At 60.0% G+C, this 26,773-nt stretch carries 23 protein-coding genes and 1 pseudogene; 3 read left to right on the top strand and 21 right to left on the bottom strand.

The window, feature by feature from the left end:
- Positions 1 to 22: 22 nt before the first annotated feature.
- The 10 genes from LG409_RS16615 to ltnD all read right to left on the bottom strand — a co-directional run bounded on the left by LG409_RS16615 (position 23) and on the right by ltnD (position 10,378).
- The gene (locus LG409_RS16615; protein WP_039175071.1) at positions 23 to 895 is read right to left on the bottom strand and encodes an NAD(P)-dependent oxidoreductase; all 873 of its coding nucleotides are present in this window, start codon (positions 893 to 895) and stop codon (positions 23 to 25) included.
- A 40-nt stretch (positions 896 to 935) separates the two neighbouring features.
- On the bottom strand, positions 936 to 2,393 hold the full coding sequence (locus LG409_RS16620; RefSeq protein WP_227407187.1) for an aldehyde dehydrogenase family protein: 1,458 nt from the start codon (positions 2,391 to 2,393) through the stop codon (positions 936 to 938).
- Positions 2,394 to 2,513: 120 nt separating this feature from the next.
- Positions 2,514 to 3,791 (bottom strand): TRAP transporter large permease, encoded by a 1,278-nt coding sequence (locus tag LG409_RS16625; protein ID WP_039175070.1) that lies wholly within the window; start codon positions 3,789 to 3,791, stop codon positions 2,514 to 2,516.
- Positions 3,788 to 4,381, bottom strand: coding sequence for a TRAP transporter small permease (locus LG409_RS16630; RefSeq protein ID WP_227407188.1), 594 nt, complete (start codon positions 4,379 to 4,381; stop codon positions 3,788 to 3,790). Before LG409_RS16630 ends, LG409_RS16625 begins: the two co-directional genes overlap by 4 nt.
- Before the next feature lie 125 nt (positions 4,382 to 4,506).
- Positions 4,507 to 5,505, bottom strand: a complete 999-nt coding sequence (locus LG409_RS16635) for a TRAP transporter substrate-binding protein (RefSeq protein ID WP_227407189.1) — start codon at positions 5,503 to 5,505, stop codon at positions 4,507 to 4,509.
- Positions 5,506 to 5,608: 103 nt separating this feature from the next.
- A complete protein-coding gene (gene denD / locus LG409_RS16640; RefSeq protein ID WP_193461666.1) occupies positions 5,609 to 6,583 on the bottom strand; it encodes a D-erythronate dehydrogenase in 975 nt (324 codons plus the stop codon).
- A 58-nt stretch (positions 6,584 to 6,641) separates the two neighbouring features.
- A complete protein-coding gene (gene otnI, locus LG409_RS16645) occupies positions 6,642 to 7,439 on the bottom strand; it encodes a 2-oxo-tetronate isomerase (RefSeq protein WP_096921969.1) in 798 nt (265 codons plus the stop codon).
- A gap of 52 nt (positions 7,440 to 7,491) precedes the next feature.
- Complete coding sequence (otnC, locus tag LG409_RS16650; protein WP_144980895.1) at positions 7,492 to 8,151, bottom strand: 3-oxo-tetronate 4-phosphate decarboxylase; 660 nt, start codon at positions 8,149 to 8,151, stop codon at positions 7,492 to 7,494.
- Entirely contained in the window at positions 8,148 to 9,443 is a 1,296-nt protein-coding gene (gene otnK / locus LG409_RS16655) for a 3-oxo-tetronate kinase (protein WP_144980898.1), read from the bottom strand. Before otnK ends, otnC begins: the two co-directional genes overlap by 4 nt.
- Positions 9,440 to 10,378: an L-threonate dehydrogenase gene (ltnD, locus tag LG409_RS16660; protein ID WP_039175060.1), complete on the bottom strand. Its 939-nt coding sequence runs from the start codon at positions 10,376 to 10,378 to the stop codon at positions 9,440 to 9,442. The genes otnK and ltnD overlap by 4 nt, the downstream gene beginning before the upstream one ends.
- 186 nt (positions 10,379 to 10,564) lie before the next feature.
- On the opposite strand from ltnD, the gene LG409_RS16665 reads away from it, so the two are divergent.
- Entirely contained in the window at positions 10,565 to 11,599 is a 1,035-nt protein-coding gene (locus LG409_RS16665) for a LacI family DNA-binding transcriptional regulator (protein ID WP_227407190.1), read from the top strand.
- Positions 11,600 to 11,608: 9 nt separating this feature from the next.
- Here the strand turns inward: LG409_RS16665 and LG409_RS16670 are convergent, their stop codons facing one another.
- The 6 genes from LG409_RS16670 to LG409_RS16695 all read right to left on the bottom strand — a co-directional run bounded on the left by LG409_RS16670 (position 11,609) and on the right by LG409_RS16695 (position 17,480).
- A complete protein-coding gene (locus LG409_RS16670) occupies positions 11,609 to 13,009 on the bottom strand; it encodes an amidase (RefSeq protein WP_227407191.1) in 1,401 nt (466 codons plus the stop codon).
- Between the two features lie 22 nt (positions 13,010 to 13,031).
- A complete protein-coding gene (locus tag LG409_RS16675; protein WP_039175056.1) occupies positions 13,032 to 13,499 on the bottom strand; it encodes a RidA family protein in 468 nt (155 codons plus the stop codon).
- 39 nt (positions 13,500 to 13,538) lie between these two features.
- On the bottom strand, positions 13,539 to 14,813 hold the full coding sequence (locus LG409_RS16680; RefSeq protein WP_039175054.1) for a TRAP transporter large permease: 1,275 nt from the start codon (positions 14,811 to 14,813) through the stop codon (positions 13,539 to 13,541).
- A 16-nt stretch (positions 14,814 to 14,829) separates the two neighbouring features.
- Positions 14,830 to 15,351 (bottom strand): TRAP transporter small permease, encoded by a 522-nt coding sequence (locus LG409_RS16685; protein WP_096921965.1) that lies wholly within the window; start codon positions 15,349 to 15,351, stop codon positions 14,830 to 14,832.
- A 58-nt stretch (positions 15,352 to 15,409) separates the two neighbouring features.
- Positions 15,410 to 16,411 carry a TRAP transporter substrate-binding protein gene (locus LG409_RS16690; RefSeq protein ID WP_039175051.1) on the bottom strand — a complete coding sequence of 334 codons (1,002 nt, stop codon included), beginning with the start codon at positions 16,409 to 16,411 and terminating at the stop codon, positions 15,410 to 15,412.
- 73 nt (positions 16,412 to 16,484) lie between these two features.
- Positions 16,485 to 17,480: an asparaginase gene (locus LG409_RS16695; RefSeq protein ID WP_227407192.1), complete on the bottom strand. Its 996-nt coding sequence runs from the start codon at positions 17,478 to 17,480 to the stop codon at positions 16,485 to 16,487.
- 217 nt (positions 17,481 to 17,697) lie between these two features.
- Here LG409_RS16695 and LG409_RS16700 point away from each other — a divergent pair, with 217 nt between their 5' ends.
- Both LG409_RS16700 and LG409_RS16705 read left to right on the top strand, forming a co-directional pair.
- Positions 17,698 to 18,456: a FadR/GntR family transcriptional regulator gene (locus LG409_RS16700; RefSeq protein WP_227407193.1), complete on the top strand. Its 759-nt coding sequence runs from the start codon at positions 17,698 to 17,700 to the stop codon at positions 18,454 to 18,456.
- A gap of 461 nt (positions 18,457 to 18,917) precedes the next feature.
- Positions 18,918 to 19,118: pseudogene (locus tag LG409_RS16705) on the top strand (magnesium transporter); the annotation flags it as partial.
- Positions 19,119 to 19,221: 103 nt separating this feature from the next.
- On the opposite strand, the gene LG409_RS16710 reads toward LG409_RS16705, so the two are convergent.
- The 5 genes from LG409_RS16710 to LG409_RS16730 form a co-directional block, all read right to left on the bottom strand.
- Complete coding sequence (locus LG409_RS16710; RefSeq protein WP_227407194.1) at positions 19,222 to 20,343, bottom strand: Gfo/Idh/MocA family protein; 1,122 nt, start codon at positions 20,341 to 20,343, stop codon at positions 19,222 to 19,224.
- 75 nt (positions 20,344 to 20,418) lie between these two features.
- Complete coding sequence (locus tag LG409_RS16715; protein WP_227407195.1) at positions 20,419 to 21,921, bottom strand: CoA-acylating methylmalonate-semialdehyde dehydrogenase; 1,503 nt, start codon at positions 21,919 to 21,921, stop codon at positions 20,419 to 20,421.
- Between the two features lie 12 nt (positions 21,922 to 21,933).
- Entirely contained in the window at positions 21,934 to 22,845 is a 912-nt protein-coding gene (iolE, locus tag LG409_RS16720; RefSeq protein WP_227407196.1) for a myo-inosose-2 dehydratase, read from the bottom strand.
- Positions 22,846 to 22,885: 40 nt separating this feature from the next.
- Positions 22,886 to 24,733, bottom strand: coding sequence for a 3D-(3,5/4)-trihydroxycyclohexane-1,2-dione acylhydrolase (decyclizing) (gene iolD, locus LG409_RS16725; protein ID WP_227407197.1), 1,848 nt, complete (start codon positions 24,731 to 24,733; stop codon positions 22,886 to 22,888).
- The gene (locus LG409_RS16730) at positions 24,730 to 26,691 is read right to left on the bottom strand and encodes a bifunctional 5-dehydro-2-deoxygluconokinase/5-dehydro-2-deoxyphosphogluconate aldolase (protein ID WP_227407198.1); all 1,962 of its coding nucleotides are present in this window, start codon (positions 26,689 to 26,691) and stop codon (positions 24,730 to 24,732) included. Before LG409_RS16730 ends, iolD begins: the two co-directional genes overlap by 4 nt.
- Positions 26,692 to 26,773 lie beyond the last annotated feature (82 nt).

Here is a 26,773-nt window from a genome sequence, read left to right on the forward strand (position 1 = left end):
GCCATAGGCGGCATTAGGTAGGTCAGCGCTGCTCCAGCACGCCGATGACTTCAGGAATCGACAGCTGCTGGTCCGGCACCGAGCGGTACAGCGCGTGCACGGCGCCAGCCATGTCGCCAGTCACGCCCAGCTCGTGGGTCATGGTGTGGTAGTAGCCCAGGTCCTTGCTGGCGTTGGCGACCGAAAACCGAAAGCCGGAGGGGTCGTCGTGGGCGATGTAGGGGCGCAGGCGCTCCAGCACCACGCCGCCACCGCCGCCCGCGCCCAGCACCTCCAGCAGGGCATCGGCACTGATGCCTGCCTTGCGCGATGCCGCCGTGGCTTCCGCCAGCACCGCCGAGAACCCCAGCGAGACGAAGTTGTGCAGCAGCTTCAGCGTGTGGCCCGCCCCGACGTCACCGGCATGAGCGATGTTTTCGGCGAAGGCTGCCAGCAACGGCCGCAGCTCCTCGAACAGCGGCGTGGGCGCGCCGACGATCAGGTTGAGACGCCCTTCGGCCGCCTCCTTGGGCGTGCGCGTCATGGCGGCGTCCATGAAACGCCCGCCTGCCGCCGCGACACGGGCCGCCACCTGGGCCGTCGAGCTGGGCAGGGCGGTGGAGCAGTCCACCACCACGCTGCCGGGGCGCAGCCCTTCCAGCACTCCGTCGGGTTCGAACAGGACGGCCTCCACCTGCGGTGAGCCGGTCACGCACAGAATGACGATATCGGCCTGCTGGGCAACCTCCCGCCCACTGGCCAGCGGCATGGCCCCTGCCGCCAGCAGATCCTCCACGGGCTGGTTGCCCGCGTGCTCCAGAAAACACAGCGAATGCCCCGCGCGCAGCAAGCTGCTGGCAATGCCGTGGCCCATCAAGCCAACGCCGACAAGCCCTACCCGATAAACGGTCGTCATGGTGCTCTCCTGGTTGATAGCTCTCAATGGTTGATAGCGCTCAATGTTTGATGGCCACGGTCTTGATGCGGGTATAGCTGCGCAGCCCTTCGAAGCCTTTTTCACGCCCGTGGCCCGAACGCCCGACCCCGCCAAACGGCAGCTCGACACCGCCTGCCGCGCCGTAGTTGTTGATGAAGACCTGGCCGCTGCGAATGCCCTTGGCCAGGCGCAGCTGGCGCCCTCCGTCACGGGTCCAGACCCCGGCGCACAGGCCAAAATCGGTGGCGTTGGCCAGCGCCAGGGCCTGCGCCTCGTCATCGAACACCTGCACTACCAGTACCGGCCCAAACAGCTCCTCACGCAGTACGTCGTGGCCCTCTGGAATATTCGTCAGCACCCGTGGCAGCACAAAGTGCCCGCCGGCAGGCGCGCCCGGCGCCAACTGCCCCTGCCCCGCCACCTGGATGCCATCGGCTTCGGCGGCGGCCAGGCGGGCTTCCAGCTTGAGTTTTTGACGCTCGTTGATCAGCGGGCCGCAGTCGGCATCGGCTTCCCCCGCATCGCAGCGCAGCTCGGCAAAACGCTGGGCAAGGGCCGTAACGACCGTATCGGCGATCTCCCGCTGCACCAGCAGCCGGCTACCCGCCGAGCACGTCTGTCCGGCATTCTGCACGATGCCCCGCACCACGGCGGGCAGCGCGGCGTCCAGGTCGGCATCGGCAAACACCAGCTGCGGCGACTTGCCACCCAGCTCCAGGGTAATCGGGACATGGTGCTGGGCGGCGAACTGCGCCACGCGGGTACCGGTTTCAGGCGATCCGGTAAACGAGAGGTGGTCGATCCAGGGGTGCGAAGCCAGCGCAGCACCCGCTTCCACGCCCAACCCCGGCACCACGTTCAGAGCGCCTTCGGGCAGCCCATGATTCACCGCGAGCGCCGCCAGGCGCATGACGCTCAGGCAGGCATCTTCGGCAGGTTTGAGCACCACCGTGTTGCCCGCCGCCAGCGCCGCTGCGACACAGCGCCCAAAGATCTGGGCGGGGTAGTTCCAGGGGATGATCTGGGCGCAGACACCGTAGGGCTCGCGCAGCGTCATCACGGCAAAGTCCGTCTCGAAGGGGATCGTCTCACCGTGCAGCTTGTCGGCGGCACCGCCATAAAAGCGGAAATAGCGGGCACAGGCGGCAATGTCTCCCTTGGCCTGCGTCATGGGCTTGCCGGTATCCGCACACTCCAGCGCCGCCAGCTGCTCATGCTGTGATTCGATCACGTCGGCAAAGCGCAGCAGCCACTCACCGCGCTGGCGCGCCGACCAGCGTGCCCACTCCCCAAGCTCCCCGGCGAAGGCCTTGCGGGCCGCCTGCACAGCGGCATCTATCTCTTCGGCCTGGCACCGGGCGATGCGGGTCAACGGCTCCCCCGTGGCCGGGGCATCTACTTGCAGGGTCTGCGCGGTATCGACCCACTCTCCTCCAATCAGCGCCTGCTGCGACAGCAGGCCGATGGTATGCGACATCAGGGGCTCCTTTTATTGTCATTGTGGTCATTACGGCTAATACAGACGGCTCTTTGATCCCGAACGTTTTCTATCCCCGCACGTTTTTAACCTCACAGGTCTTCTAACCTCACAGGTCTTTTAACCATAGAAGAGATTGACCAGTCCCATGGAAATCCATGGCATGTAGGTAATCGCCATCAGACATGCCAGCACCACCAGCACGAAACGCACCAGCCACGGCAGCATCTGATCGATGGAGATCCTGGCCACGGCACAGGCGGCAAACAGGTTGACGCCCAACGGCGGGGTGATCATGCCCAGCGCCAGGTTGACCACCATGACCAGGCCAAAGTGCACGGGGTGGATGCCAAACTGCATGGCGATGGGGGTCAGGATGGGCGCCAGCACCAGGATGGCCGCCGAGGTTTCGATGAACATGCCGACGATCAGCAGCAGCGCGTTGACCACCAGCAAGAACATCATCGGGCTTTCAATGGTGTTGGTTACCAGCGTGGCAATTTGCGCAGGCAACCCGGTACGGCTCAGTAAAAAGCTGAAGAGCGCGGCAGCGGCAATAATCAACATGACGGCCGCCGTGGAGATCACGCTTTGGCGCAGGATAGGCCCCAGGTCAGCCAACTTTAATTCACGGTAGTAGAACGCACCCACGATAAGGGCGAAAAACACCGCCACCGCCGAGGCTTCCGTGGGTGTAAACACCCCGCCGTAGATACCGCCAATCACGACCACCGGCATCAGCAGCGCCACCCAGGCACGCTTCAATGACGTCATGAAACCCGTGCTGTCCTTGTAATCGTCCTTGCCGTAGCCACGCACTTTACAGAACAGGTAGAGGAAGATGATCAACGCCACGCCGATCAGGATGCCTGGCCCAATCCCCGCCAGGAACAGCTGCCCGATAGAAGTATCGGTACTCACGCCGTACAGAATCAGCGGAATGGAGGGGGGAATCAGCACGCCCAGCTCCGCCGATGACGCTTGAATGGAAGCGGCCAGCGGTTTGGGATAGCCATGCTTGACCATCGCCGGAATCAGGATGGCCCCAATGGCAAAAGTGGTGGCCACGCTGGAGCCCGACACCGCCGCAAACATCATGCAGGTCAGTACGCAGGACATTGCCAACCCGCCCTGCACCCGCCCGACGATGGATTTGGCCAGGTCCACCAGCCGCTGGGAAATGCCCCCGGCGGCCATCAAGTTACCCGCCAGGATAAAAAACGGAATGGCCATCAGCGGGAATTTGTCGATCCCGATGAACATCTGCTGCGGCACCAGCAACAGCGGCAACCGGGTGAAGAACTCGATGCCGATGATCGAGGCCAGCACGATGGAGATCGCAATGGGCACGCCGAAGGTGAAGAGAATAATCAGCGACAGGCCAATCACCATGTTCATAGGGGCGTCCCTTTGTTGGTCTGTTCAGCGTTGGTCTGTTCAGCGTTCGGCTGTTCGGCGGGTTGCAGCATGGCAACTTCCGGCAGCACCTCACTGTTTTCCGGCCCTACGGGCTCACGCCCACTGAGCTGCGCGGCCAGCCTGGCCATCACCGAGATCATGGCAAAGGTCGCGCCGGTCGGGATCGCGGCGTAGGCCCAGGACATGGAGATGTTCATGCCCGACATCACCTGGTTGCTGACCCGCAGGGTCATGAGGATGCCGTAATAGCACATCACCCCCAGCACCAGCAGGCAGCAGGCGACGATGGCCACTTCTAGCAACAGCAGCCCTCGGCGCGGCAGCCATTTATAGATCACTTCTACCGCCATCATGTAACCACCTCTGAAGGTGGCCGCTGCGGCCATGAACACGCACCAGATCATGGAGGCGCGGGACGCCACTTCCGTCCAGGTGGAAGGCGCATTGAAAACGAACCGGGTCAACACCTGATAGAAGCTCAGCGTGACCGAGACCACCAGCATCAGCACCGCCACCATCAGGGCCAGCCGGGTTAACTGATGCTCGATACGGAGCAAGACCGATAGCATAAAGGATCACCCTGCTTGAATGGCCTCTGGCACTGCCAGAGGCCGACGTTGAGAAAGTGCGTCAGAAAAGCTCGTCAAGACAGTTCGTCGAGACAGTTCGTCGAGAAAGCGCGTAAAGACAGTACTCAGCAGCTGCCCGCTTTCTCACGAATGCGTTCGAGCATCTCGCTGCCGTACTGCGACGTGAAGATCTCGTAGGCGGGCTCTACGGCCGCCTGGAAAGGTGCCGGATCGATATCGGTTTTCACCTGCATGCCATTGGCTTCCAGCAGCGCTACCCCTTCACGCTCCAGACGCGAGACCTCTTCACGGGTGGCGTCCACCGATGCCGCTGCCGCCTGCATGAACCAGTCACGCTCTTCATCGCTCAAGCCATCCAGCAGGATCGGCGACCCCAGCACGATGGCCGGGGAGTAGACGTGTCCGGTCAGGGAGAGGTAGTCCTGCACTTCCCAGAAATTGGTGGCCACGATGACGGTGATCGGGTTTTCCTGGCCGTCGACGGTACCCTGCTGCAGCGCCGTGAAGAGTTCAGGGAAGGCCATGGGAGTGGGCCGTGCGCCCAACTGCCGGAAGGCTTCCTGGTGCACCGCGTTTTCCATGGTGCGTACCCGCAAGCCGCTGGCATCCTCGGGGCTGGCGACTTCACGCTGGCTATTGGTGAGATGGCGGAAACCGTTCTCCGACCAGGCCATGCCCACCAGGTCATGGTCGCTCATCTTCTCGAGCAGCTCGTCTCCGATCTCGCTATCCAGCACGCAGCGGGCCTGGTCGTAGTTTTCGAACAGGAACGGCAGGTCCAGCACGTAGGTTTCGGGGACGAAGTTACCCAGTGGGCCGCTGGAGGTGATCACCACATCCACGGTGCCGATCTGCAGGCCTTCGATCATTTCACGCTCACCGCCGAGGGAGCCGGAGGCGTGTTCGGTGACGGTAAAGGCACCGTCGGATAAACGTTCGAGTGCCTCCTTGAACGCCTTGGCGCCCACCGAGTAGTGGGAGGTAGAAGAGAGCGTATGCCCCAGGCTGATATCGGTGGCGGCCTGGGCGTGCAGGGCGATGCTGGCGGTGGCCACGGCACTCATGGCGGTCACGAGAGCATGTCGGGTGAAGCGCTTGGTCATGATGTATCCCTCTTGGTGTTGTTGTGAGGGTGGGTGTTTCAAGAAGGCGCAGGGCCTTCCTATGGGTTACCTGCCTTGCCAGGCAGATGGAAAAGTAGCCACATCAGGCGCGTTCATGGTGCTGCTCGGCCATGAAGCGTTCGATGATCTGGGTGAAGTCGTCGTCACCGACAAAGCCGAGCTGGCGCGCCTTGGCGGTTTCGAAGCGTGCGGGCCAACTGGCCACAATCGCTTCGATGCGCGGGTCGGGCGCATGCTGAACGAGCGAGAGCGCGTCTTCGCCTGCGGCGCTGCGCAGGGCATCGAGCATCTCGGCCACGCTCACCGTGATGCCGGGCAGCATGAAAGCACGGAACGGTGCCAGCTCTGTGCTGGGCACCTGGGCGCCATGCACCAGCGCGTCGACCACCTTGCCCGGCGACATCACGAACATCTCAAGGGTGGTGGGCACCGGGCAAATGGCCGTTTCGCCATTGAGCGGCTCCCGCAAGATGCTGGAGGCAAAGCTGGAGGCTGCTGCATTGGGGCGGCCAGGGCGGATCACGATGGTGGGCAGGCGCAGCACCAGGCCATCGATCTCGCCACGACGGCTGTAGTCATTGATGAGCAGCTCGCACATGGCCTTTTGGGCACCGTAGGAGTTCTGCGGGTGCAAGGCCGTCATGTCATCGAGCACGTCCGGCAGCGCCCCGCCGTAGGCCGCCACGGAGCTGGCCATGATCAAGCGCGTTGTGTGCAGGCCGCGCAGGCGGCAGCCTTCCAGCAAGGCACGGGTGGCATCGAAGTTGACCCGCATGCCCAGCTCCAGATCGGCTTCGGCGGCGGAGCTCACCACGGCCGCCAGGTGGTAGATCACGTCAGGGCGCTGATCCAGCACGTCGTCGAGGGCCTTGGGCTGGGTAATGTCCACGGCGCGCGAGGATACGGTGATGCTACCTGCATCGGGCGCGGGGGCTTCCACTTGATCGATCAGCGTGAGCTGGGTGATCGGCTGCTGGCGAAGCTCGCCCCGCTGGATCAGCTGATGGGCAAGACGCTGACCTAGAAAACCCGCTGCGCCGGTGATGGCAATATGCATGATGTGATTCCTGATATGGCGTTGTTATTGTTGGTGGCTGGGGGGCTCAGCGTGGTGCTCAGCGTGGGGTCAACCCCCAGGGTGCTCCCCACCACAGCCCCGCTCGGGTGGCGGCTTGTGGGCGGTATTCACAGCCAACCCAGCCGCGATACCCCAGCGCGCTCAAGCGTTCGAAAATGGCGGGGTAGTGCACCTCGCCCACATTGGGCTCGTGACGATCAGGCACCCCGGCAATCTGGACATGGCCAATGGCGCTGAACTGGCGTTCGAGATGGCGAATCAGGTCGCCTTCCATGATTTGGCAGTGGTAAAGGTCGAACTGCAGCTTGAGATTCTTGGCACCGACCTCTTCCAGTACCGCCATGGCCTGGGCCTGGCGGGAGAGAAAAAAGCCCGGCATGTCACGCGTATTGATCGGCTCGATGAGAATGTCGCGGCCCACTTTGGCCGCCTCGTTCGCCGCAAAACGCAGATTGCGGATATACGTGGCGTGGTGCTCTGCCTGGGTCGCGGCATCGGCGTTGTCCGGTAACAGCCCCGCCATGGCATGAACCCGCGGGCAGCCGAGCGCCTCGGCGTAGCTCAGCGCCGCCGTGACCGAATCGCGAAACTCGGCTTCCCGGCCCGGCAGGCTGGCCAGGCCGCGCTCACCGGCGTCCCAATCGCCCGGCGGCATATTGAACAGCACCTGCTCCAACTGGGCATCCTTGAGCGCGTGCTGCACATCACGCGCGGCAAACGCATAGGGGAATAGATACTCGACCCCTTTGAAACCCGACTCGGCGGCAGCAGCAAAGCGGTCGAGAAAGGCGTGTTCGTTGAACAGCATGCTGAGGTTGGCGGCTAATCGAATCATGGCGTGCTCTTGTTGTTATCCAGTACCTGGTGAAAGGGGTTCAAGTGGGTCATTAATCCCTGGGAAAGCGCGCTTCCAGCTCGGCGACCTGCTCTGGGGTCAGCCCGCGCGGGTTCTCGCCTCGCAGCAGCAGGTACAGCTTGGCGGTCTCTTCCAGCTCTTCGGTGGCATACACCGCCGCTTCGAGGGTCTTGCCCGCCACCACTGGGCCGTGGTTGGCCAGCAGCACCGCGCTGTGCTTGCCTGCCAGGCCCCGTACCGCCTCGCCCAACTGGGGGTCGCCCGGGATGTGATAAGGCACCAGCGGCAGCTTGCCCACCCGCATCACGTAGTAGGCGGTGAGCGGTGGAATACAGTCGCAGGGGTCTACTCCCGGCAGGCACGACACCGCCACCGAGTGGGTGGAGTGCAGGTGCACGATGGCGCCAGACTGCGGGCGCTCGTCGTACATGGCCATGTGCAGGAACTGCTCCTTGGTGGGCGCATCGCCGCTGAGCAGCTGGCCCTGCGGGTCCAGGTGCGAGATACGTGCCGGGTCCAGCCGCCCCAGACAGGCGTTGGTGGGGGTCATCAGCCAGCCGCCATCGTCCAGCCGCACGCTGATGTTGCCGCTGGAGCCCATGGTCAGGCCGCGGTCGAACAAGGATTTACCGAGCGTGCTGATCTGCTCGCGCAGGGCGTTCTGATGTCGGTGGCAAAGGGGCGTGCTCATGCCAGCACCTCGAGGGCCCGGGTGAAGAAGTCCACGCCGCCAAAGTTGCCGGACTTCAGCGCCAGCGAGAGCGGCGCCTCGCGGCCTGGCAGCGAGGCTTGAGTCCAAGGCACGCCGGGGTCGATCTGCTCACCGATGCGCAGGGTCGTCACGCCTAACGCGGAGACCACGGCACCGGAGGTTTCGCCGCCCGCTACCAATAACCGGCCCACACCTTCCTGCACCAGCGTTACCGCCAACTGGCCTAATGCCTCTTCAACAAGGTGCCCTGCTCGCTCCACGCCGAGCGAGGCTTGCGCGTTTTTCACTTTTTCTGGATCGGCGGAGGCGTAAATCAAGACCGGCGCGTTGTCGGATAGCCGTTGCCGCGCAAACGCAAGCGCCTGCTGGCGTTGCTGCTCGCCCTCTACCAGCGCCAGCGGGTCAAGCGCGAAACCGCCGTCGGGATGCTTGGCAATGAAATCCGCCACTTGCGCCAGCGTGGCCCGTGAGCAGCTACCCGACAGTACCAGCGCCCCGCCCGCCGCAGGCGCTAAACGCCCCGGTTCGGGGATCGTCTCCAGCCAGCCCTGGGCTCGGTACTGCGCGGGCAGCGCCTGGCCCAGGCCGGAGCCGCCGGTGACCAGCGCCATCGAGACGGTGGCTTCGGCCAGCACGTCCAAATCCTGCTCATCCAGGGTGTCGCAGATCACATGGCGTACGCCTTGCTCGGCGAGCGTCGACAGATGAGAGCGGGTTGACTCAGCGCCCTTTGCCAGCACCTGACGGCTGGTCAGCCGCACGGCGTGAGGTGTTTGGCGGGAGAGCACGCGGACCAGATCGGCATCCTTCATGGGGGTGAGCGGGTGGTGCTGCATGCCGCTGTCGTTGAGCAAACGGTCGCCGACGAACAGGTGCCCCTGGTACACCGTGCGGCCATTGACCGGAAAGGCCGGCACCATCACGGTTTGAGCGGCGCCCAATGCCTCCAGCAGGGCATCGGCCACGGGGCCGATGTTGCCCTCGTCGGTGGAGTCGAAGGTGGAGCAGTACTTGAAGAACAGCTGGCGAGCACCCTGGTCGCGCAGCCAATCGAGGGCGGCCAGGGAGTCGGCCACGGCCTCTTCCACCGGGCAGGAGCGCGACTTGAGCGCGACCACAACCGCATCGATGTCACGAAGGTCCACCGCTTCTTGCGGCACGCCGATCACCTGCAGGCAGCGCATGCCGCCGCGCACCAGGTTATTGGCCAAATCGGTGGCGCCAGTGAAGTCGTCGGCGATGGCGCCCAGCACGACCCGTGGGTGGTTCATGACGCTGCCCCCTCGGCATCGTTGGCGGCGTCTGGCAAGGCGATGCCTGACAGGCGTTGATAGACCTTGATCACCGCCGAGTCATCTTCGCGCCCGAAGCCTGCGCCGCTGGCCGCGGTAAATTGCTGCAATGCGCTGGCGGCCACCGGCGTGGCCAGTGACAGCTCACGGCCCGTCTGGTGGACGATATTGAGGTCCTTGACGAAGATATCGACGGCAGACAGCGGCGTGTAGTCGCCGCTCAAGATGTGCGGTACGCGGTTCTCGAACATCCAGGAGTTGCCCGCCGAGTGGGTGATCACCTCATAGATCACCTCGGGGTCGAGGCCCATGCGGATGCCCAGCGCCATGGCTTCGGCGGCAGTGGCGATATGCACCCCGGCCAGCAGCTGATTGACCAGCTTCATGCTGGAACCCACCCCAGGCGCGTCGCCCAGGCGATACACTTTGGCGGCCATGGCATCCAGTATCAGCTGGGCCTTCTTGAACACGTCCGGCTGGCCGGAGGCCATCACTGATAAATCACCGCTTCTGGCCTTGGCGGCACCGCCACTGATAGGGGCATCCAGCATCGCCATGCCCGCTGCGGCCAGGCGCTCACCCAGTTGCCTGGCCTGGCTGGGCGCTACCGTGGCGCACTGCACGATCACACTCCCGGGCGCAAGGTGGGGCACTACGCCCTGCTCGCCAAACAGCACGTCTTCCACCTGCTGGCCATTGACCACGATGACCAGCACCACCTCGCACCCCGACAGTGCTTGCGGCGTGGCCACGCTGTGGCCACCGGCCGCGATGAAGGCTTCGCGGGCAGCCGCTGAAATATCGCACCCGATGACCTTGAAGCCGCGCTCCAGCAGCGCCGTAGCGGTGCCCATTCCCATGGCACCTAACCCGATCACACCGACTGACGGGGATTGCTGTGTATCGTGACTCACCGGCGGCTACCTCACTGTTGTTATTTTAAAGGTTGTTCTGACTGCAGCATCGTTCTGAGTAACACGCGCCGTGTTCGCAAGGGCATGCTCACGGCGGCATATGTTAGCGCTGTCATGATAGCGCTAACATTCGTTTTAGATTATTCTTTCTCTCATCACAAGCTGAACGATAGGGACGTGCGACCAATGTCTAAAGATGCTTCCAGCCCAGCGAGAGCACGCCGCCGCACGGACCAGATCACCCTCAGCCAGGTGGCTGAATTGGCCAGTGTTTCGCCGATCACCGCATCACGGGCGCTGAACACGCCCGAGAAAGTCAGCGACCAGACCCGAGAGCGCGTGCTCGATGCCGTGGAACAGTTGGGCTATGTGCCCAACCTGGTGGCGGGCAGCCTCGCTTCCTCACGCTCCAGGCTGATCGCCGTCATCGTGCCTTCCCTGATCAACACCGTGTTCGTGGAAGTGATCAAGGGGCTGCAAGAGACTCTGGAGGCCGAGGGGTATCAGATACTGCTGGGCAACACCGACTATGACCTGGACCGCGAATATCAGTTAGTGCGCACTTTTCTGGGCTGGTCATGCTCGGCCCTGATCACCGCAGGGCTGCGCCATAACCACGCCTGCCAGACCCTGCTGAACAACTGGGATCATCCCATCATGGAGGTGATGGAGCTGGGCAAGGGCATGGACTTGAACGTCGGGCTGGACCACGTGGCGGCGGGGCGCTGCATGGCTACCCACCTGATCGACAGAGGCTATCGCCATATTGTCTATGTCGGCGCACGCTTGTCTCAGGATTACCGAGCGGGCATGCGCTACGAAGGGCACAAGGCGGTGTTGACGGCCCACGGCCTGGACGCCTCGCTGGTGGAGCTGGACACGCTGGGCAGCCTGCAAGCGGGGGCAGATAGCCTGGCCCAGGTACTGGCGCATTACCCGCGCACCCAGGCCATCCATTTCGCCAACGACGACCTGGCCGCCGGTGCGCTGCTGGCTGCGCAGCGCCAGGGGCTCGATGTGCCGGGCGACATCGCCATTGCCGGCTTCAACGGCCTGCCCCTTGGCCAACACGTGACCCCACCGCTCACCACCATTCTATCGCCCAGAGAAGAGATGGGGCGGCTGGCCGCCAAAGAGCTGATCCGCAGGCTAAGCGGTAAAAACGTCTACCGCCGTCAACACGATGTGGGGTTCACGCTGCAGATAGGCGGGAGCACTTAGCTCCGGCCGTCACACTGCGGGCGGCTGGCCAAGAATGTCCAGACCTGTGCCCAGCTCGTTTTCAATGGCCTGCCCGATGGCCAGCAGTTTCGCGTCCTGCCATGGCCCGGCCAGCACTTGCAGGCCCACCGGCATGCCTTCGGCGTCTTTTCCTACCGGCAGCGTCAAGGCACAGAGCCCCATAAAGTTGGCAATGACCGTATTGCGCAAGGCGTGCATATTGGCCTTGGGGTATGCGCCTTCGGGCTGAAGACTCTCCAGGATGGGCGGGGTAATCGCCACGGTGGGGGTCAGCACCGCATCGACATCCGCCATACGCGCAGCGGCAGATTGATAGAGCGAATCCAGTATCGTGCGACGACGCACATACTCCCAGGCAGGCATCGTATCGGCTGCCGCCACCCGGGCCGCGACATTGGGGTCGAGGGAGTCGATCATCTCGGGCAACTCACTCTTCAGGAACGCTGCCAGCTCCGCAGCTGCCACCCCGCCCAGCTTGAACAATTCATACGCCTCATCGATACCGGGCAGCTCCAGCGTCACGATCCGAGCACCGGCAGCTTCCAATCGCTTGATTGCAGCGCGCACCGTTTCCGCAATACCGGGGCTGCAGTCGTCCCAGAAAAACGTTTCCGGCACGCCAAAGGTCAGGCCCGCAAGACAGGGGGTCGCTGGAACACCGCTATCGCTGCCACTCAGGACCGGGTCGAGGGCATCGAACGCAAAAGCGATATCATCCACTCGGCGCGCCAGTAGCCCTGGGGTATCCAGCGTGCTGGAGAGCGGTACGATCTGCTCCGTGGACCAGCGCCCGGCAGTGGTCTTCAGCCCAACGACGCCGGTCATGGCAGCAGGGATACGTACAGAGCCTGCGGTATCCGTACCGAATGCAAGGCTGGCGGTGCCTCCCACCAGCGACACCCCCGCCCCGGAACTGGAGCCGCCGGGCGTGCGGTGAGCCATCGCGTCCCAGGGGTTGCGAGGGGCTCCCCAATGAGCGTTGGTGCCCAGCCCGCCAAAAGCAAACTCGACGGTATGGGTTTTACCCATGACGGAAGGCAGCTGCTTCAGCAACGCACTTACCACCGGGCCTGAATGCTCCCAGCGCTTGGGAAGTTGCTGGGCCGAGCCTGCATACGTCGGCAGCCCTTTCACGGCGTAGATATCCTTGATCGATACCGCCATCCCCATGAGCGCCCCCGCATCGCCCCCCTGTGCCAGCACGGCATCGGCCGCCTTTGCCATCGCCAGTGCCTGCTCTCCGTTCCAGGTAAGATAGGCATGGTCGTGCTGGCCACGCTGGTGGTAAGCCGCTATCGCAGCCTCGGCCAGCTCGGTGGCGGTGAGAGTGCCAGCCCGCAGGCGCGCGCGCTGCTCACGTAACGGTAAAAAAATCACTGAATCCTGCATGCGTTCTCCTCCGAGGGGGTACTTAGCGCACTTCAAAGATCGCTTCGACTTCCACCGCAGCATTGCCGGGCAGCGTCGCCACCCCGATGGCGGTGCGGGCATGGCGGCCTGCCTCGCCGAACAGCGCGACAAACAGCTCTGATGCGCCATTGATGACCAGCGGCACGTCGTGGAAACCCGGCGCCACGTTGACGAAGCCATTCATGCGCACGCAGCGCACCACGCGGGAAAAATCGCCATCAACGGCATCGCTCAATTCCGCCAGGAGGTTTAAAGCACACGCCTGAGCGGCCAGCTTGCCGGTTTCGAGGTCGAACTCGCCCCCCACCTTGCCAGGATAGAGTACTTCGCCATCGCGCTCACAAATCTGGCCTGCCAGAAACACCTGATTATTCAGCCGAGACCAGGGCAAGAAGAGGCCGCGTGGCGTTGGAATCGCCGGTAACGTCAGGCCCTGCTCTGCAACGGCTTGTTCGATCGTTTTGCTCATGATTCGTTGTCCTTGTCGATGAACGCATTCAGCGGTTACTTAATAGATGAGTGAGGGTAGCCACGTACTTAGCCACGGCACGTAGGTGATGATGATCAGTGCGATCAGCATCAGGCCGATCAGTGGCAAGCACGCCCTGAACACCTCCTGAAGCGACATTTTGGATATTGCCATCGCGACGAACAGGTTCAGCCCGACGGGCGGGGTAATCATGCCCACCGAAAAGTTGATCAGCGTGATGATGCCGAAGTGAACAGGGTCAACCCCCACCTGGGCGGCGATGGGCTGCAGCAACGGCGAAAGCACGATGATGGCCGAGGCGCTATCGAGGAAAAAGCCGGCGATGATCATCACGACGTTGAACAGCGCCATGACCTGGAAGGGATCATCTGTCCACGACAATACCTGTCCTGCCAATTGGCTGGGTGTACCGGTAATGGCCAGCAGCCAAGAGAAGGCCGAAGCACCTGCCGTGATCAGCAACAGCGTGGCAGAAATCAATCCTGAACTTCTCAACGTCCCTAACAGCTCTTTGAGATTGATGGTGCGATACACCACCATACCCACCAGCAGGCCGTATACGCAGGCGACGGCAGCCGATTCCGTGGGCGTAAAGATGCCACTGTAAATACCGCCCAGCAGAATGATCGGCAAACCAAGGCCCCAAGCCGCCGATTTAAAAGCCAGCGCTATTTCTTTCAATGTAGGAAAGGGGGAACGCTCATAGCCCTTGAAGCTGCTGTAAACGATGCAGTAGGCAATCAAGATAGAAGCAATGACAATGGCAGGTAACAGGCCAGCCGCAAACAGGCGTCCTACGGAGGTTCCCGTGACAGAACCATAAATGATCAGCGCAATACTCGGCGGCACGATGGGCCCTAGTGTGCCAGCAGTGGCAATCAAGCCAATCGCAAAGCGTTTATCGTAGCCAGCAGCGACCAGTGCGGGGAACATGATCGAGCCGATGGCTACCACCGTGGCGGGGCTCGAACCCGAAATGGCTCCAAAGAAGAGGCATGACAGCACCGTGGCGGCCGCCAACCCACCGGGCACCCACCCCACCAGCGCTTTGGCCAGATTGATCAGGCGATCTGAAAGCCCTCCTATCCGCATCAACTCCGCCGCCAGAATAAAAAACGGAATCGCCATCAGCGAGAAGTTGTTCATGCCAGTGAACATGCGCATTGGCACGATGACCGGGTTCGTGGTACCAAAAAACTCAATCGCGAGGAAAACCGCTAATGCGAGGGAGGCAAATATCGGTAGCCCCAACAATAAAACGGCAAAAAAGATTGGCAATAGCGCAGTAATCATGATGACTCTCCCATATTTAAACGAGCTTATCCGACTCAGCCACAAGCTCTTCGGAGAGGCTTACCGGAGGCTTATTCCACACTTCATTAATGACCCATGAATAGCGCAGGATCAGCAGCACACCGGAAATCGCGATTGGCAGATAGAACCATGCCATTGGCAGGCGCAGCGCTGCCGTCAACTGGCCACGACCAAGCGTATTGAAGTAGAGAACAAAGCCGTAATAGGTCATGAACCCCGCGAACACGATGCCGATCAGCGCGGCGATCAAGTGCAGCCAACGGTTGATGGCAGGCGTAGCGATCGCATTCAGTACATCCACCGAAATATGGGTGCCATGTCGCACCCCCATACTGGCACCCACAAAGCTCATACAAATGATGGAATAAATAACGACTTCTTCAGCCCAAAACAGCGAGCCGCTAAAGCCATAGCGATAAACCACCTGGACGGTGGTGAGGACGGTCGCAATCGACATGAAAACGACCATCGCCACACTTTCCAAGCGATCAAGACATTTATTGAGCGCTTCGAACATGAGATATCCACACCCTCGATGGGTAAGAGGAGAACGGTTTTCTTGATGAAACCCTGCCTTAGTAGTCGATCCCTACCGCGTCATAAACCTTGTGCAGCAGCTCGGTAGTCACGACATTCTCGTACTCTTCATGCACTGGCATGCTGGCAGCGATAAAGGCTTGACGCTGTTCGGAGGTGAGTTCGTTGATGGCGATCTCGTCTTTGATCGCTTCCAGAATGGTTTCCTCATCTTGAAGGGTCAATTCACGAGAAGTGTCGCGACCATTATCGAAGGCTTCCAGCATCACCGCCTGCAGGTCCTCTGGCAGCGAGTTCCAGGAGTCCTGATTGATGACCGCGGCGTAAGCGTGGTAAGCGTGATTGGTGAGCGAGAGATAATCCTGCACTTCATGGAAACGCATGGTGTAGATATTGGCCAATGGGTTTTCCTGACCGGACACCACCCCCTGCTGCAAGCCGTTATAGACTTCCGTGAATGCCATGGCCGTCGCATTGGCACCCAGGTTCTGATAGGTGGAAATGATGATCGGTGCTTGCATGGTGCGCATGCGGATGTTGGCCATATCCTCAGGCGTTTCGATCGGGCGGTCATTATTCGAAATATGGCGGAAACCAGCGCCCCAGAAGTTGATACCGACCATGTTATGGCCATTCAGGGTATCGAGGATTTCGCGACCGACTTCACCGTCCAGCACCTCGACCATCGTGTCGTAATCGGCAATCAGAAACGGCAAATCGAGAATCTGCATACGCGGCTCGAAATTGCCCAGCGTCGCGGTCGGGGGAATACCGATATCGACCAGCCCCATTTGTACCTGCTCGATGATTTCAACATCGCCACCCACTTGAGCCGCAGGTAACACGTTGATTTGAATCCGGCCGTCCGATTTCTCTTCTACCTCTTCCTTGAAACGCAGCGCGGCTTGCCCGTTGGGCGTGTCTTCGATCAGCACGTGGGCAAAGCTGAACGTGTAATCTGCAGCATGGAGTTGGGCCGCCCCCATAGAGGCAACGGCGATGGCAGCAGAGAGAGTGGCTTTTGTCAGCATTCGTTTCATGTCCAGCACCTTGTTTGAGTTATGGTGATTTATGTTTTTATCTTCTGAGACCTGAGCACGATAAGCGGTGTGCTCAGGACATGAGGCGTTCCATCGCACCCCTCAGTGCGTCCCGAGGGGAATTACTCAGCAGCAAGGCGAGAGCCAGTCGCGCCTTGCGTGCGCTGATATCGTTGAGCGTCAGCACCCCTGCCGATGCCAAGTCAGCCAGGCTGCCGCTGAATTCATAGCTGGTGTTTACCGGGCCTTGCGCACAGCCGCTCACGATCGCGACGGGCACTCCTGCGCTGACCAGCTCTTTGATGGGCACCATCCAGCTCGGAGGTACATGCCCTCTGCCAAGCCCATCGATCACGATGGCCTTGGCGCCGCTTGCTACACAGGCTTGTAGTAAGGCAGGGGAAGCGTCCAGGTAGGCAGGCAGCAGATCCACTCTGGGCAACGGCCAGTCCCATCCCGTCACCGGCAATGCCCCTTCCAGGGCAGCGCCATAAAGCTTCACTCGTGGCCCATCGATATAACCTATCGGGCCTGCTCCAGGCGACTCAAAGCCATTGAGCTGAAAGCTATTGACCTTGCGCGCATAGCGCGCGGAAAAGAGTGATTCGTTGAACACCACGACACAGCCCCACTGGCTGAGGGGCGCATGGGTTGCCGACACGATGGCGTCACAAATGTTCTTGAAGGCATCCGTCCCTAGCTGATGCGGCGCACGTTGGGAGCCCGTCATCACACAGGGTTTGTTCTTGGGCAGCGTGAGCGAGAGAAAATAAGCCGTCTCTTCTAGCGTATCGGTCCCGTGCGTGATCACCAGGCCATCGACATCGTCCCTTTCCAGCACCTCTCTTCCGTGACGGTAGAGTTCGGCCACGTCCATCAACGTGATGGCATTGCTCGGTTTTTGCAGCAGCGAGATCACCTCCAGGGTGACATCGACCCCTTGAGGCAGCGTTACTTGCTCAAGCAACTTCTCACCACTCAATGCACCTGATTGGCTGCGGCCCGACTCGCTGGGCTTGCTGGCTATCGTGCCGCCAGTGGTCATTACCACGATGTGCTTTTTCGTCATGCAAATTCTCGCCTCGAAGTGCCTGGCCATCCAAAACACCAGACATCAGATGTCTGATATCATGCTAGGCCTTGCAGGAAAGAATAAGCAAGATCGCCAAAAGATCAAAATAATATATTCATATTTCTTTTAAACATATGAAGTAAAGTGTTCCAAGCCGCTAGGCTTGAGTCATTGATAGAATGCAACGAATACCGATGAGCCACGCGAGGCCCAAATGAGTTTGAAACGCCAGCCTGAAACCCACCCTGCGAATCCGATGTCATTCGGTGATTCGATGGAGCGCAGCTCCGTCGCACTGCAGCTGCTCGAGCGCATCAAAAGCGCTTTGATACGTGGCGACCTCAAACCGGGAGATTACCTCCCTTCAGAAACGGAGCTCACTCAAAGCCTGGGTATTGGAAAGTCGAGCGTTCGCGAAGCGATCAAGATGCTGCAGGCCATCGGCATTGTCGAAGTCAAGCGAGGTCAAGGTACCGTGATCCGACGAGAGCCAGGTGCCCCCTTGGTGGACCCCATGGCGTTTGGCATGATCCTGGCACGCGGTATGACCCGGGATGTGCTGGAGTTTCGTCTGATGTTTGAACCCGCGTATACCCTGCAAGCCATGGAACGCGCCACGCCAGAGGATCATCAGCGCATTCAGGCCAGTATCGACGCCATGGAAGAAGCCATCCGGACAGGCGAGCAAACGTCACGACACGACATTGCCTTTCATCGCGCCATCTTGCACAGCACCCATAATCCCATGACGATTCGAGTGGGAGAAACGCTGCTGCAACTGATCGAAGCAGCATTGGAAACATCCATGCGTTCTCTCCCTGAAACTGCCTTGAAAGACCACAAAGCGATTTACAAGGCCTTCAAGGCAGGTGATAGCGCAGGCATTCACGCCGCCATTGCCGTCAGCAGTGATAGCTGGGAAACCAATCTGACCTACGAAGGCGACAGCGACTTGAGTGCAGCCACGCGCTGACGGTGAACAAGCATGAGTGGCCCTCTTCTCTGTCAGGAAATGGGGCCGCTCGTTGATCATGCCGCAAAACGGCGTTGCATTGCTTCACCAAACGTTCATTGCTTACGTGAATGCGGTACTTGCCTATCGGTATGACGCTTTTATCGGCTTTCATGATGTTTCCTCACTGCGGCTTGTACATCGGATGATGTGAGCTCGTGCGTGCTGGTATCAGTGCTGAAAAAAGTCAGCGCATTTGCTGTCACGGAGATCGCAAGTAAGGTTGTTATTGTTGGAGAGTTGTTGTTTCTATCTGATCTTCATCCAATGGGAATGTAATGTATGTAAGAGAAAGACGATAAAGCTTGTAGGAAATACGCTACTTCAATGTAAGTTTTATCTTATATGTAATATTGAAAATGAAATTTGTGTGGTTGTGTAATGCGATGGCGTTAAAGAGTAATGGGAGGTGTTGATAAGCCGAGACCCTGATCACGCTGGGCATTACCCTCGCCATCTTCATCAACATGAGCCTCGCCAACCTCTCGGGCGTACTGATCCCGCTGGTGCTGAAGCGCCTGCAGATCGACCCGGCGCTGTCTGGCGCGGTCATCCTGACCACCGTGACGGATGTAGTGGGATTCCTCTCGTTTCTGGGGCTCGCGACGCTGATCATTTTGTGATCATGCAATGTTGATCATTGGCGATGAGGCTAGACTTCATCGCCAGCGCATTTGTCCAAGAGGCAGTCGCTTGAAGACTTTATTATGTCTTATCAATCAGTTTCTATACTGAAATCCATTGGCCCTGTTGATCGGAAGCTTCAATGGCATCGATCAGCCGATTCACTCGGGCGGCTGCGCGAAAATCAGGATACAACGGGCGATGATTGATAATGCCTTCTACCAGGTCACGCACCTCAATGATTTTCTGATCGTTATAGCCCAAGCTATGACCCGGCGCTGGGCTGAACGCCGCATAATCAGGATGCTCGGGACCTGCAAGCAATGTTGTAAAACCGCGTCGCCCCGGGAGCCCACTATGACGATACAGCTGTAACTCACTCATGCGCTCTTGATCAAACACGATAGCGCCCTTGGTGCCCGTTAGCGTATAAGCCAACCCCATTTTACGCCCTGCAGCCACCCGTGACGTCTCAATGTTGCCGATCAGTCCTCGATTAAAACGCAACATTGCTTGGGCCTGATCATCATTTTCCACGGCAGCCAAGCCACTACCGTCGGCCTTTGGCCGCATTGCGATGACGGTCTGTAGTTGGCCACATACTTCGGTAATACGCTGCCCTGTTAAAAATTCAGCCATATTGAGAATATGCGACCCTAGATCGCCCAACGCCCCGGCACCTGCCATCGCACGCTGTGTATGCCAGTCATGGGGCTTTTCCGGATCAAGCAGGTAATCCTCGTTGTGCCGTCCACGAAAGTGAATCAGCTCACCGATTTCACCGCTGGCGACCATCTGGCGAGCCAGTTGGGTGGCGGAATTGCGAATATAGTTAAAGCCCACCAGGGTTTTGACACCCGCCTTTTCAGCGGCAGCGACCATCTCGTCAGCATCGGCCGTGCTCAGCGCCAGCGGTTTTTCGGCGTAAACATGCTTACCAGCAGCAATCGCGGCCAGCGCCATCTCTTTATGCAGGAAATTGGGCGCGCAGATATCCACCACGTCAACCTCACTATCTTCTACCAAAGCGCGCCAATCGTCGGTGGCGCGGGCAAATCCCCAGGCGCGTGCGCGGCTCTCTGCAGTGGCGAGGTCGACATCCGCCAACAGTTCACAAACGGGCTTGGCGGGTAGTTCAAAAACGCTGGGCGCCGCATTAAAGGCGATGGCGTGGGCTTTGCCCATAAAACCGGTGCCAATTAGGCCAACTTTGAGGGTTTTCATTGTGATTATCCCTGTTTTAAAAAAATCACGCCGGGCTGAGCCCGGCGTTGAATAGTGTCGTGCCCCGTAGCCTGCTTACATGGTCGGCATGGTGAAGTGGTTGGTCTCTTCACGAATGCCGCTGGGCCAGCGCTGGGTGATGGTCTTCATACGGGTGTAGAAACGCACACCGTCCGGGCCGTGCATATGCAGCGGGCCAAACAGCGAGCGCTTCCAGCCGCCGAAGCTATGGAACGCCATGGGTACCGGGATCGGTACGTTAACGCCGACCATACCGACCTGAATCTGTTCGCAGTATTGGCGCGCTGCATCACCATCGCGGGTAAAGATCGCCGTGCCATTGCCGTACTCGTGGGCGTTGATCATGCTGACCGCGTCGTCGAAGCTGGCCACGCGGGCAATCGCCAGCACCGGGCCAAAGATCTCCTCCGAGTGAATACGCATTTTGGGCGTTACATGATCGAACAGAGTGCCGCCAATGAAGTAGCCATCGCCCGCACCCTCTATGGTTGTCTGGCGGCCGTCCACCACCAGCTCTGCGCCTTCATCCACGCCGGTTTGGATATAACTCGCCACTTTGTCGCGGTGCTCGCGGGTGATCAGCGGCCCCATATCGTTATCTGGGCCATCGACAAGCCCCGGGCCAACCGTCAGCTTATCCAGTTCGGCCACCAGCTTTTCGCGCAGGCGGTTGGCGGTCTCTTCGCCCACTGGTACCGCCACCGAAATCGCCATGCAGCGCTCGCCTGCCGAGCCATAGGCCGCGCCCATCAGGGCACCCACGGCTTGATCGAGATCCGCGTCTGGCATAATCACCATGTGATTTTTAGCCCCGCCCAGGGCCTGAACGCGTTTGCCATGGGCTGATGCGGTAGCATAGATATACTCGGCAATGGGCGTGGAGCCCACAAAGCTGACCGCCTGAACACGCTCGTCGGTGAGCAGCACGTTCACTGCTTCTTTATCGCCATTGACGATATTGAAGACGCCATCCGGCAGGCCCGCGTCTTTCAACAGCTCGGCCAAGCGCAGCGGCGTAGAGGGATCTTTTTCCGAAGGTTTCATGACGAAGGTGTTGCCGCAAGCCAGCGCAATGGGGAACATCCACATGGGCACCATGGCGGGAAAGTTGAACGGCGAGATACCTGTACACACGCCCAACGGCTGCATCATCGAGTAGCTATCCACGCCGGTGCCGACGTTCATGGAGTGCTCGCCTTTTTGCAGGTGGGGGATGCCACAAGCAAATTCGACCACTTCCAGGCCACGGGTCACTTCACCCTTGGCATCGGAAAACACCTTGCCGTGCTCGCTGGAAATCAGCCGGGCCAGCTCATCGGTGTGCTCCTCGACCAGCGCTTTGAACTTGAACAAAATACGTGCGCGCTTTAGCGGCGAGGTTTTTGACCAAGCAACGAACGCCTCGTCGGCGATGCGTACGGCTTCGCGGGTTTCATCGGCAGATGCCAGCGCCACCAAGGCACTCTGTTCACCGGTGGCCGGATTATAGACCGGCGAAGTACGCTGGCTCTGTCCGGCAAAGAGCTGACCATTTAGATAGTGGGGTAACGTTTGCATAAAGGCTCCTAATTAATGGGTGGCGTTAACAACGTCGAAGCCTGCCTGCTCGGCCAGTTGGCACAGGTTGCGATACCCCAGGCGGGCGTAAGTCAGCGGATGGGCAACTTCCGGGTCTTGTTCGGCCTCGACCACTAACCACCCCTGGTAACCCTGTTCGCATAGGTGGGTCAAAGTGGGTAGGAAGTCCACATTGCCATCCCTCGGCACTGTAAACAGGCCGTCTAACACGCCATTTAAAAAGCTTTTGTCGCGATTGCGCACTGCGTCCAGAACCGGGAAACGCAGGTCTTTGCAATGCACATGGTGAATGCGCTGGCTGTAGCGTTTGGCGATGGCGAGCGGGTCACCACCGGCACCGCGCAAATGACCAAAATCGAGCAGCAGCCCCACGCCTTCGCCAGTGTTGTCCATTAAGCGCTCAACGTCGGTCTGGCTTTCGATCACCGTGCCTAGGTGGTGGTGATACACCAACTGAATGCCCTGGGATTTCAGGTAGTCGCCCACCACCTCTAAACCACTCAGCAGTCGCTGCCATTCGTCCTCGGCCAAATGCGGACGTTGGGAGAGCGGACGCTGCTGATCGCCGTGTATACAGTGGGTGACTTCACACAGCACCATCACCTTGGCGCCGCACTGTTTGAGCAGGTTCATATGGTCTTGAATAGCGTCAATCTCTTCTTCAGGCGTGCGCTCCAGCAGACGTGCGGAGTACCAGCCCGACACAAGCGCCAGGTCGTGGGCGCTAAGCGCCTGACTCAAGGCATCGGGCGTGCGGGGAAACTTGTTACCTAATTCAAAGCCGCTAAAGCCTGCTTCGCGGCCCTCTTGCAAGCAGGTTTCCAGCGGTGTTGCGCCCCCCAAGCTGGGTAAGTCGTCGTTGGTCCAGGTGAGCGGGTTGATGCCTAAAGTAACCGTGGGCATAGCGTATTCCTTGTGATTATGTTTTTGTTGAGGGCGAGAGCTAACGGGCCTGGCGCTGCTTGGCTTCGCGGTACCCTTGATAGGCTTTATTGACCGCTTCTCGCTCGGAAACCTCGGGCACGGCCACTTCCCACCAGGCGCCGCCCTCCTGGGTGCTGGGTAACGGGTCGGTGTCCAGCGCAATCACATAAGTCGAGGTGGCGCTGCGAGCGCGCACCAACGCCTGCTCCAGCTTCGCAATGCCGCTTACCGATTCAGACTCACAGCCCAACGCTTTGGCATGGGCGGCAAAATCGGTTCTGGGAGCGCCGGCCTCGACAGTGAGGCAATCCTGCAGCAGGTTGTTGAAACCCGCCCCGCCGGTAGCCTGCTGTAAGCGGTTGATACAGCCGTAGCCACGGTTATCCAACACCACCACAATCAGCTTGTGGCCCAGCATCACCGAGGTTGCCAGCTCTGAGTTGTGCATCAGGTAGCTGCCGTCGCCGACCATCACCACCACTTCCCGCTCGGGCTTAGCCATCTTGACGCCCAGTCCGCCCGCAATTTCATAGCCCATGCAGGAGAAGCCGTACTCCACGTGATAGCTGCCGGGGCCGGAGCATTGCCATAGCTTATGCAGCTCGCCGGGCAAGCCACCGGCGGCGCAAACTACGGTGGTATCGTTGCCTGCCTGGCGATTGACGGCGCCGATCACCTGGGCATCGGTGGGCAGCGCCAGTCCTTGGTCGGCGGTCACGTTGCGCACGATTTCGGCCCACTCGCGCTTGAGCGTGCCGGTCTGATCGCGCCATTCATCGCCGCCGCGCCATTCACCCAGCGCCGCGTCGAGTTGACCCAGCCCGACCAAGGCATCGCAGGTGAGTGGCAGCGCTTGATGCTTGACGCTGTCGAAGCGGCCAACGTTGAGGGCTATCAATGTTTTATCGCTGCTTTCAAATAGCGCCCTGGAACCGGTAGTGAAGTCCTGCAACCTCGTACCCACCGCCAAAATGACATCCGCCTGCTCTGCCAATTGGTTAGCGGCTGAGCTGCCGGTCACGCCTATGGCCCCCACCGCGCAGGAGTGGCTATCCGCCAGCGCCCCTTTGCCCGCCTGGGTTTCAGCCACCGGGATGCCCCGTGCTTTGGCAAACTCGGCCAGGGCATCGCAGGCAGCAGCGTAATGCACGCCGCCACCGGCAATGATCAACGGGCGTTTGGCTTGCTTGAGTGCAGCCACGGCCTGACGTAGCTCATAAGCATCCGGCGAAGGGCGTCGAATACGATGCACCCTGGGGGCAAAAAAGGCTTCTGGATAATCGTAGGCAAAGGTTTGCACATCCTGGGGCAATGCCAGCGTCGCGGGGCCGCAGTGCTCGGGATCCAGCAGCGTGGCCATCGCCTGGGGCAAACTGGTCAGCAGTTGCTCGGGGCGATTGATGCGGTCGAAGTAGCGCGATACCGGGCGAAAACAATCGTTGACGCTAATGGTAGGGTCGCCGAAATGCTCCACCTGCTGGAGTACCGGATCAGGTTCGCGGGTGGCAAAGGTATCCCCCGGCAGCAGAAGAATTGGCAGTCGATTGGCATGGGCGAGCGCCGCGGCGGTAACCATATTGGTCGCCCCAGGACCAATCGAGCTGGTCGCCGCCATTAAGCGCTGGCGGCCATTGGCCTTGGCAAAGGCAATCGCCGCGTGAGCCATGGTCTGCTCGTTATGGGCACGGAAGGTCGGCAAGGTGTCTTGCACGTGGTAAAGCGCTTCGCCTAACCCCGCCACATTGCCATGCCCAAAAATCGCGAATACGCCTTCAAACAGTGCCACTTCCTGGCCATCCACCTCTATATGCTGCGCAGCCAGGTACTTGACCAACGCCTGGGCCATGGTGAGTCGAATGGTGCTCATGACGCCTCCTCCGTGTGGGCCAGAGATAGCGGCTGAGTCTGCCTTAACTGGCGCCACGCCTGTATTAACTCGGCATAGTTGTTGGCCACCCGCGCGATTAAAGCAGCATCGTCGATACGCTCCGCCAGCCAATCGCGACTGGCACTGGCAAAGAGCGTGCGGCCAACGGTAAATCCTTTGCAGCAGGCATGACTCGCAGCTGCTTCAAAGCCGCGTTTCATATCGCTCATGGGTGCATCGAGCCCGAGCAATACGACGCCCCGACAATAGGCATCCTCACGCTCGATGGTCTCGCTCACTGCCTGCCAGGCGACATCTGACATGGCAGGCAACTTCCACCAGTCAGGACGAATGTTCAGGTTGTAAAGCCGCTGCAGGCTTCGTGGTAACGTCTTATCATCATTGGGCATATGGGCGGGGGGGATGACCTCAATCAGCAACTCCAACCCATACGCACAGGCCGCCTGATAGAGCTGGCGTAGCCGTTCTTCCTGCTCCAGGCGCAGCGATATTTCATCATCGGGGTGGTAAAACACCAGGCATTTAATGATCTGTTCTTTAGGCCAATTGCGCAGGCAAGAGCCCAAATCATCGCCATGCTGAAAGCGCAGCGGGCGTGAGCCCGGAAGCTCCACTGGGCGCCCAATCCACCAGCCTTTTCCACTGGCTTGATTGAGTGCGTCTTGACCCAACACATCGTCTACCAGAATCGCGGGGGTGGTAACGCCTCCCAGCTTGGCCCCCTCTTCTGCAGCGGTGACCAGGAGTTTTTTAAGTTCAGACAAGCGTGCGCTGTCGGCGTGCTCTTCACGGGCCATATCGGTGAGCTGGCGACGGTGGTCAAATGCCAGCCCCAATACTTCGGGCCACTGATCAGGTACGCGGGTAGTGACCCGATGCACATGATTCAGGCGTTGATCGATATCTGGCCGTGGAACGTCATCACGTCGAGCAAGGTAATCAAATAACTCGTCTTCGGTAGGCATCGCAGGAGCGCAACCATGGCGGGAAACCACCAGGGCACCGCAAGCGTTGGCGTAACTGGCGCTTGTTTGCCAAGGCTCACCGCGCAACCAACCTCTCAATAACCCGCTCATAAAGGCATCACCAGCGCCCAATACATTGAGTACCTCGACCTGCACGCCCTTGACTACAATACCGTCTTCGATACGCTCAGGAATGGCACCTTCAAACACCACGCAGCCCATGGGCCCGAGCTTACATACTAAGATGGCTTCGCTAACGTCGCGCACCGCACGCAGGGCCGCCAAGGTGTCCGTGCTGCCGCCAGCAATGTGAAACTCCTCTTCGGTGCCTACAATCAGGTCGAAATCAGGTAGCCAGCGCTGCAAGCCAATAGTCACTTTATCATCGGCAATAAAGCGGGTTTCACCATCACCGGGATTGGTCAGCCCCCACAGCACGGGCCGATAGTCGATATCCAGCACCCGTTTCACGCCATAATGGGCAGCGGCGTCCAGCGCCTTGCGACAAGCTCGACGAGCGGTATCGGTGGAAAGATGCGTGCCGGTAATGGCCAGCGCCTTGGCCCGGGCAATAAACGCAGGGTCGATGGCATCAGCATCGATCGCCATATCGGCGCAGTCGCGGCGGTAGAACAGCAGCGGAAAGCTCTCACGGTCTTTTAACGCCAGTAATACCAGTCCGGTATGGCGCTCTGGATCAGTCTGTAGCGCAGTGGTATCTACCCCCGCACGTTCCAGCTCTTCGCGAACGAAGTTGCCCATCTGCTCATTGCCGACCCGCGAAAGCATGGCCGACTTCAACCCCAGGCGCGCGGTGCCGTAAGCCACATTGCCTGAGCTTCCACCGAGGTATTTAGCAAAACTGGCGACATCTTCTAAGCGGCTGCCAATTTGCTCAGCGTAGAGGTCAACCGCCACGCGCCCCAGACAAATCAGGTCAAGCGGTCGGTGTTGACTATTGTTATTCAGCATAAATATCTCCCCACGTCACAAATTCGTGGTACTAGTCACAAGATGGCACTGGGCATACAAGCGTCTTGGGTGGCAAGCGATA

Origin of the sequence: Halomonas sp. NyZ770 (assembly GCF_020616575.1) — a bacterium.
Taxonomy (GTDB): domain Bacteria; phylum Pseudomonadota; class Gammaproteobacteria; order Pseudomonadales; family Halomonadaceae; genus Vreelandella; species Vreelandella hamiltonii.

What these genes read in the sequence shown, in the direction of transcription:
- LG409_RS16615 (WP_039175071.1), bottom strand. Translation starts at nt 895, where the DNA reads ATGACGACCGTTTATCGGGTAGGGCTTGTCGGCGTTGGCTTGATGGGC.
- LG409_RS16620 (WP_227407187.1), bottom strand. Translation starts at nt 2,393, where the DNA reads ATGTCGCATACCATCGGCCTGCTGTCGCAGCAGGCGCTGATTGGAGGA.
- LG409_RS16625 (WP_039175070.1), bottom strand. Translation starts at nt 3,791, where the DNA reads ATGAACATGGTGATTGGCCTGTCGCTGATTATTCTCTTCACCTTCGGC.
- LG409_RS16630 (WP_227407188.1), bottom strand. Translation starts at nt 4,381, where the DNA reads ATGCTATCGGTCTTGCTCCGTATCGAGCATCAGTTAACCCGGCTGGCC.
- LG409_RS16635 (WP_227407189.1), bottom strand. Translation starts at nt 5,505, where the DNA reads ATGACCAAGCGCTTCACCCGACATGCTCTCGTGACCGCCATGAGTGCC.
- denD (WP_193461666.1), bottom strand. Translation starts at nt 6,583, where the DNA reads ATGCATATTGCCATCACCGGCGCAGCGGGTTTTCTAGGTCAGCGTCTT.
- otnI (WP_096921969.1), bottom strand. Translation starts at nt 7,439, where the DNA reads ATGATTCGATTAGCCGCCAACCTCAGCATGCTGTTCAACGAACACGCC.
- otnC (WP_144980895.1), bottom strand. Translation starts at nt 8,151, where the DNA reads ATGAGCACGCCCCTTTGCCACCGACATCAGAACGCCCTGCGCGAGCAG.
- otnK (WP_144980898.1), bottom strand. Translation starts at nt 9,443, where the DNA reads ATGAACCACCCACGGGTCGTGCTGGGCGCCATCGCCGACGACTTCACT.
- LG409_RS16665 (WP_227407190.1), top strand. Translation starts at nt 10,565, where the DNA reads ATGTCTAAAGATGCTTCCAGCCCAGCGAGAGCACGCCGCCGCACGGAC.
- LG409_RS16670 (WP_227407191.1), bottom strand. Translation starts at nt 13,009, where the DNA reads ATGCAGGATTCAGTGATTTTTTTACCGTTACGTGAGCAGCGCGCGCGC.
- LG409_RS16675 (WP_039175056.1), bottom strand. Translation starts at nt 13,499, where the DNA reads ATGAGCAAAACGATCGAACAAGCCGTTGCAGAGCAGGGCCTGACGTTA.
- LG409_RS16680 (WP_039175054.1), bottom strand. Translation starts at nt 14,813, where the DNA reads ATGATTACTGCGCTATTGCCAATCTTTTTTGCCGTTTTATTGTTGGGG.
- LG409_RS16685 (WP_096921965.1), bottom strand. Translation starts at nt 15,351, where the DNA reads ATGTTCGAAGCGCTCAATAAATGTCTTGATCGCTTGGAAAGTGTGGCG.
- LG409_RS16690 (WP_039175051.1), bottom strand. Translation starts at nt 16,411, where the DNA reads ATGAAACGAATGCTGACAAAAGCCACTCTCTCTGCTGCCATCGCCGTT.
- LG409_RS16695 (WP_227407192.1), bottom strand. Translation starts at nt 17,480, where the DNA reads ATGACGAAAAAGCACATCGTGGTAATGACCACTGGCGGCACGATAGCC.
- LG409_RS16700 (WP_227407193.1), top strand. Translation starts at nt 17,698, where the DNA reads ATGAGTTTGAAACGCCAGCCTGAAACCCACCCTGCGAATCCGATGTCA.
- LG409_RS16710 (WP_227407194.1), bottom strand. Translation starts at nt 20,343, where the DNA reads ATGAAAACCCTCAAAGTTGGCCTAATTGGCACCGGTTTTATGGGCAAA.
- LG409_RS16715 (WP_227407195.1), bottom strand. Translation starts at nt 21,921, where the DNA reads ATGCAAACGTTACCCCACTATCTAAATGGTCAGCTCTTTGCCGGACAG.
- iolE (WP_227407196.1), bottom strand. Translation starts at nt 22,845, where the DNA reads ATGCCCACGGTTACTTTAGGCATCAACCCGCTCACCTGGACCAACGAC.
- iolD (WP_227407197.1), bottom strand. Translation starts at nt 24,733, where the DNA reads ATGAGCACCATTCGACTCACCATGGCCCAGGCGTTGGTCAAGTACCTG.
- LG409_RS16730 (WP_227407198.1), bottom strand. Translation starts at nt 26,691, where the DNA reads ATGCTGAATAACAATAGTCAACACCGACCGCTTGACCTGATTTGTCTG.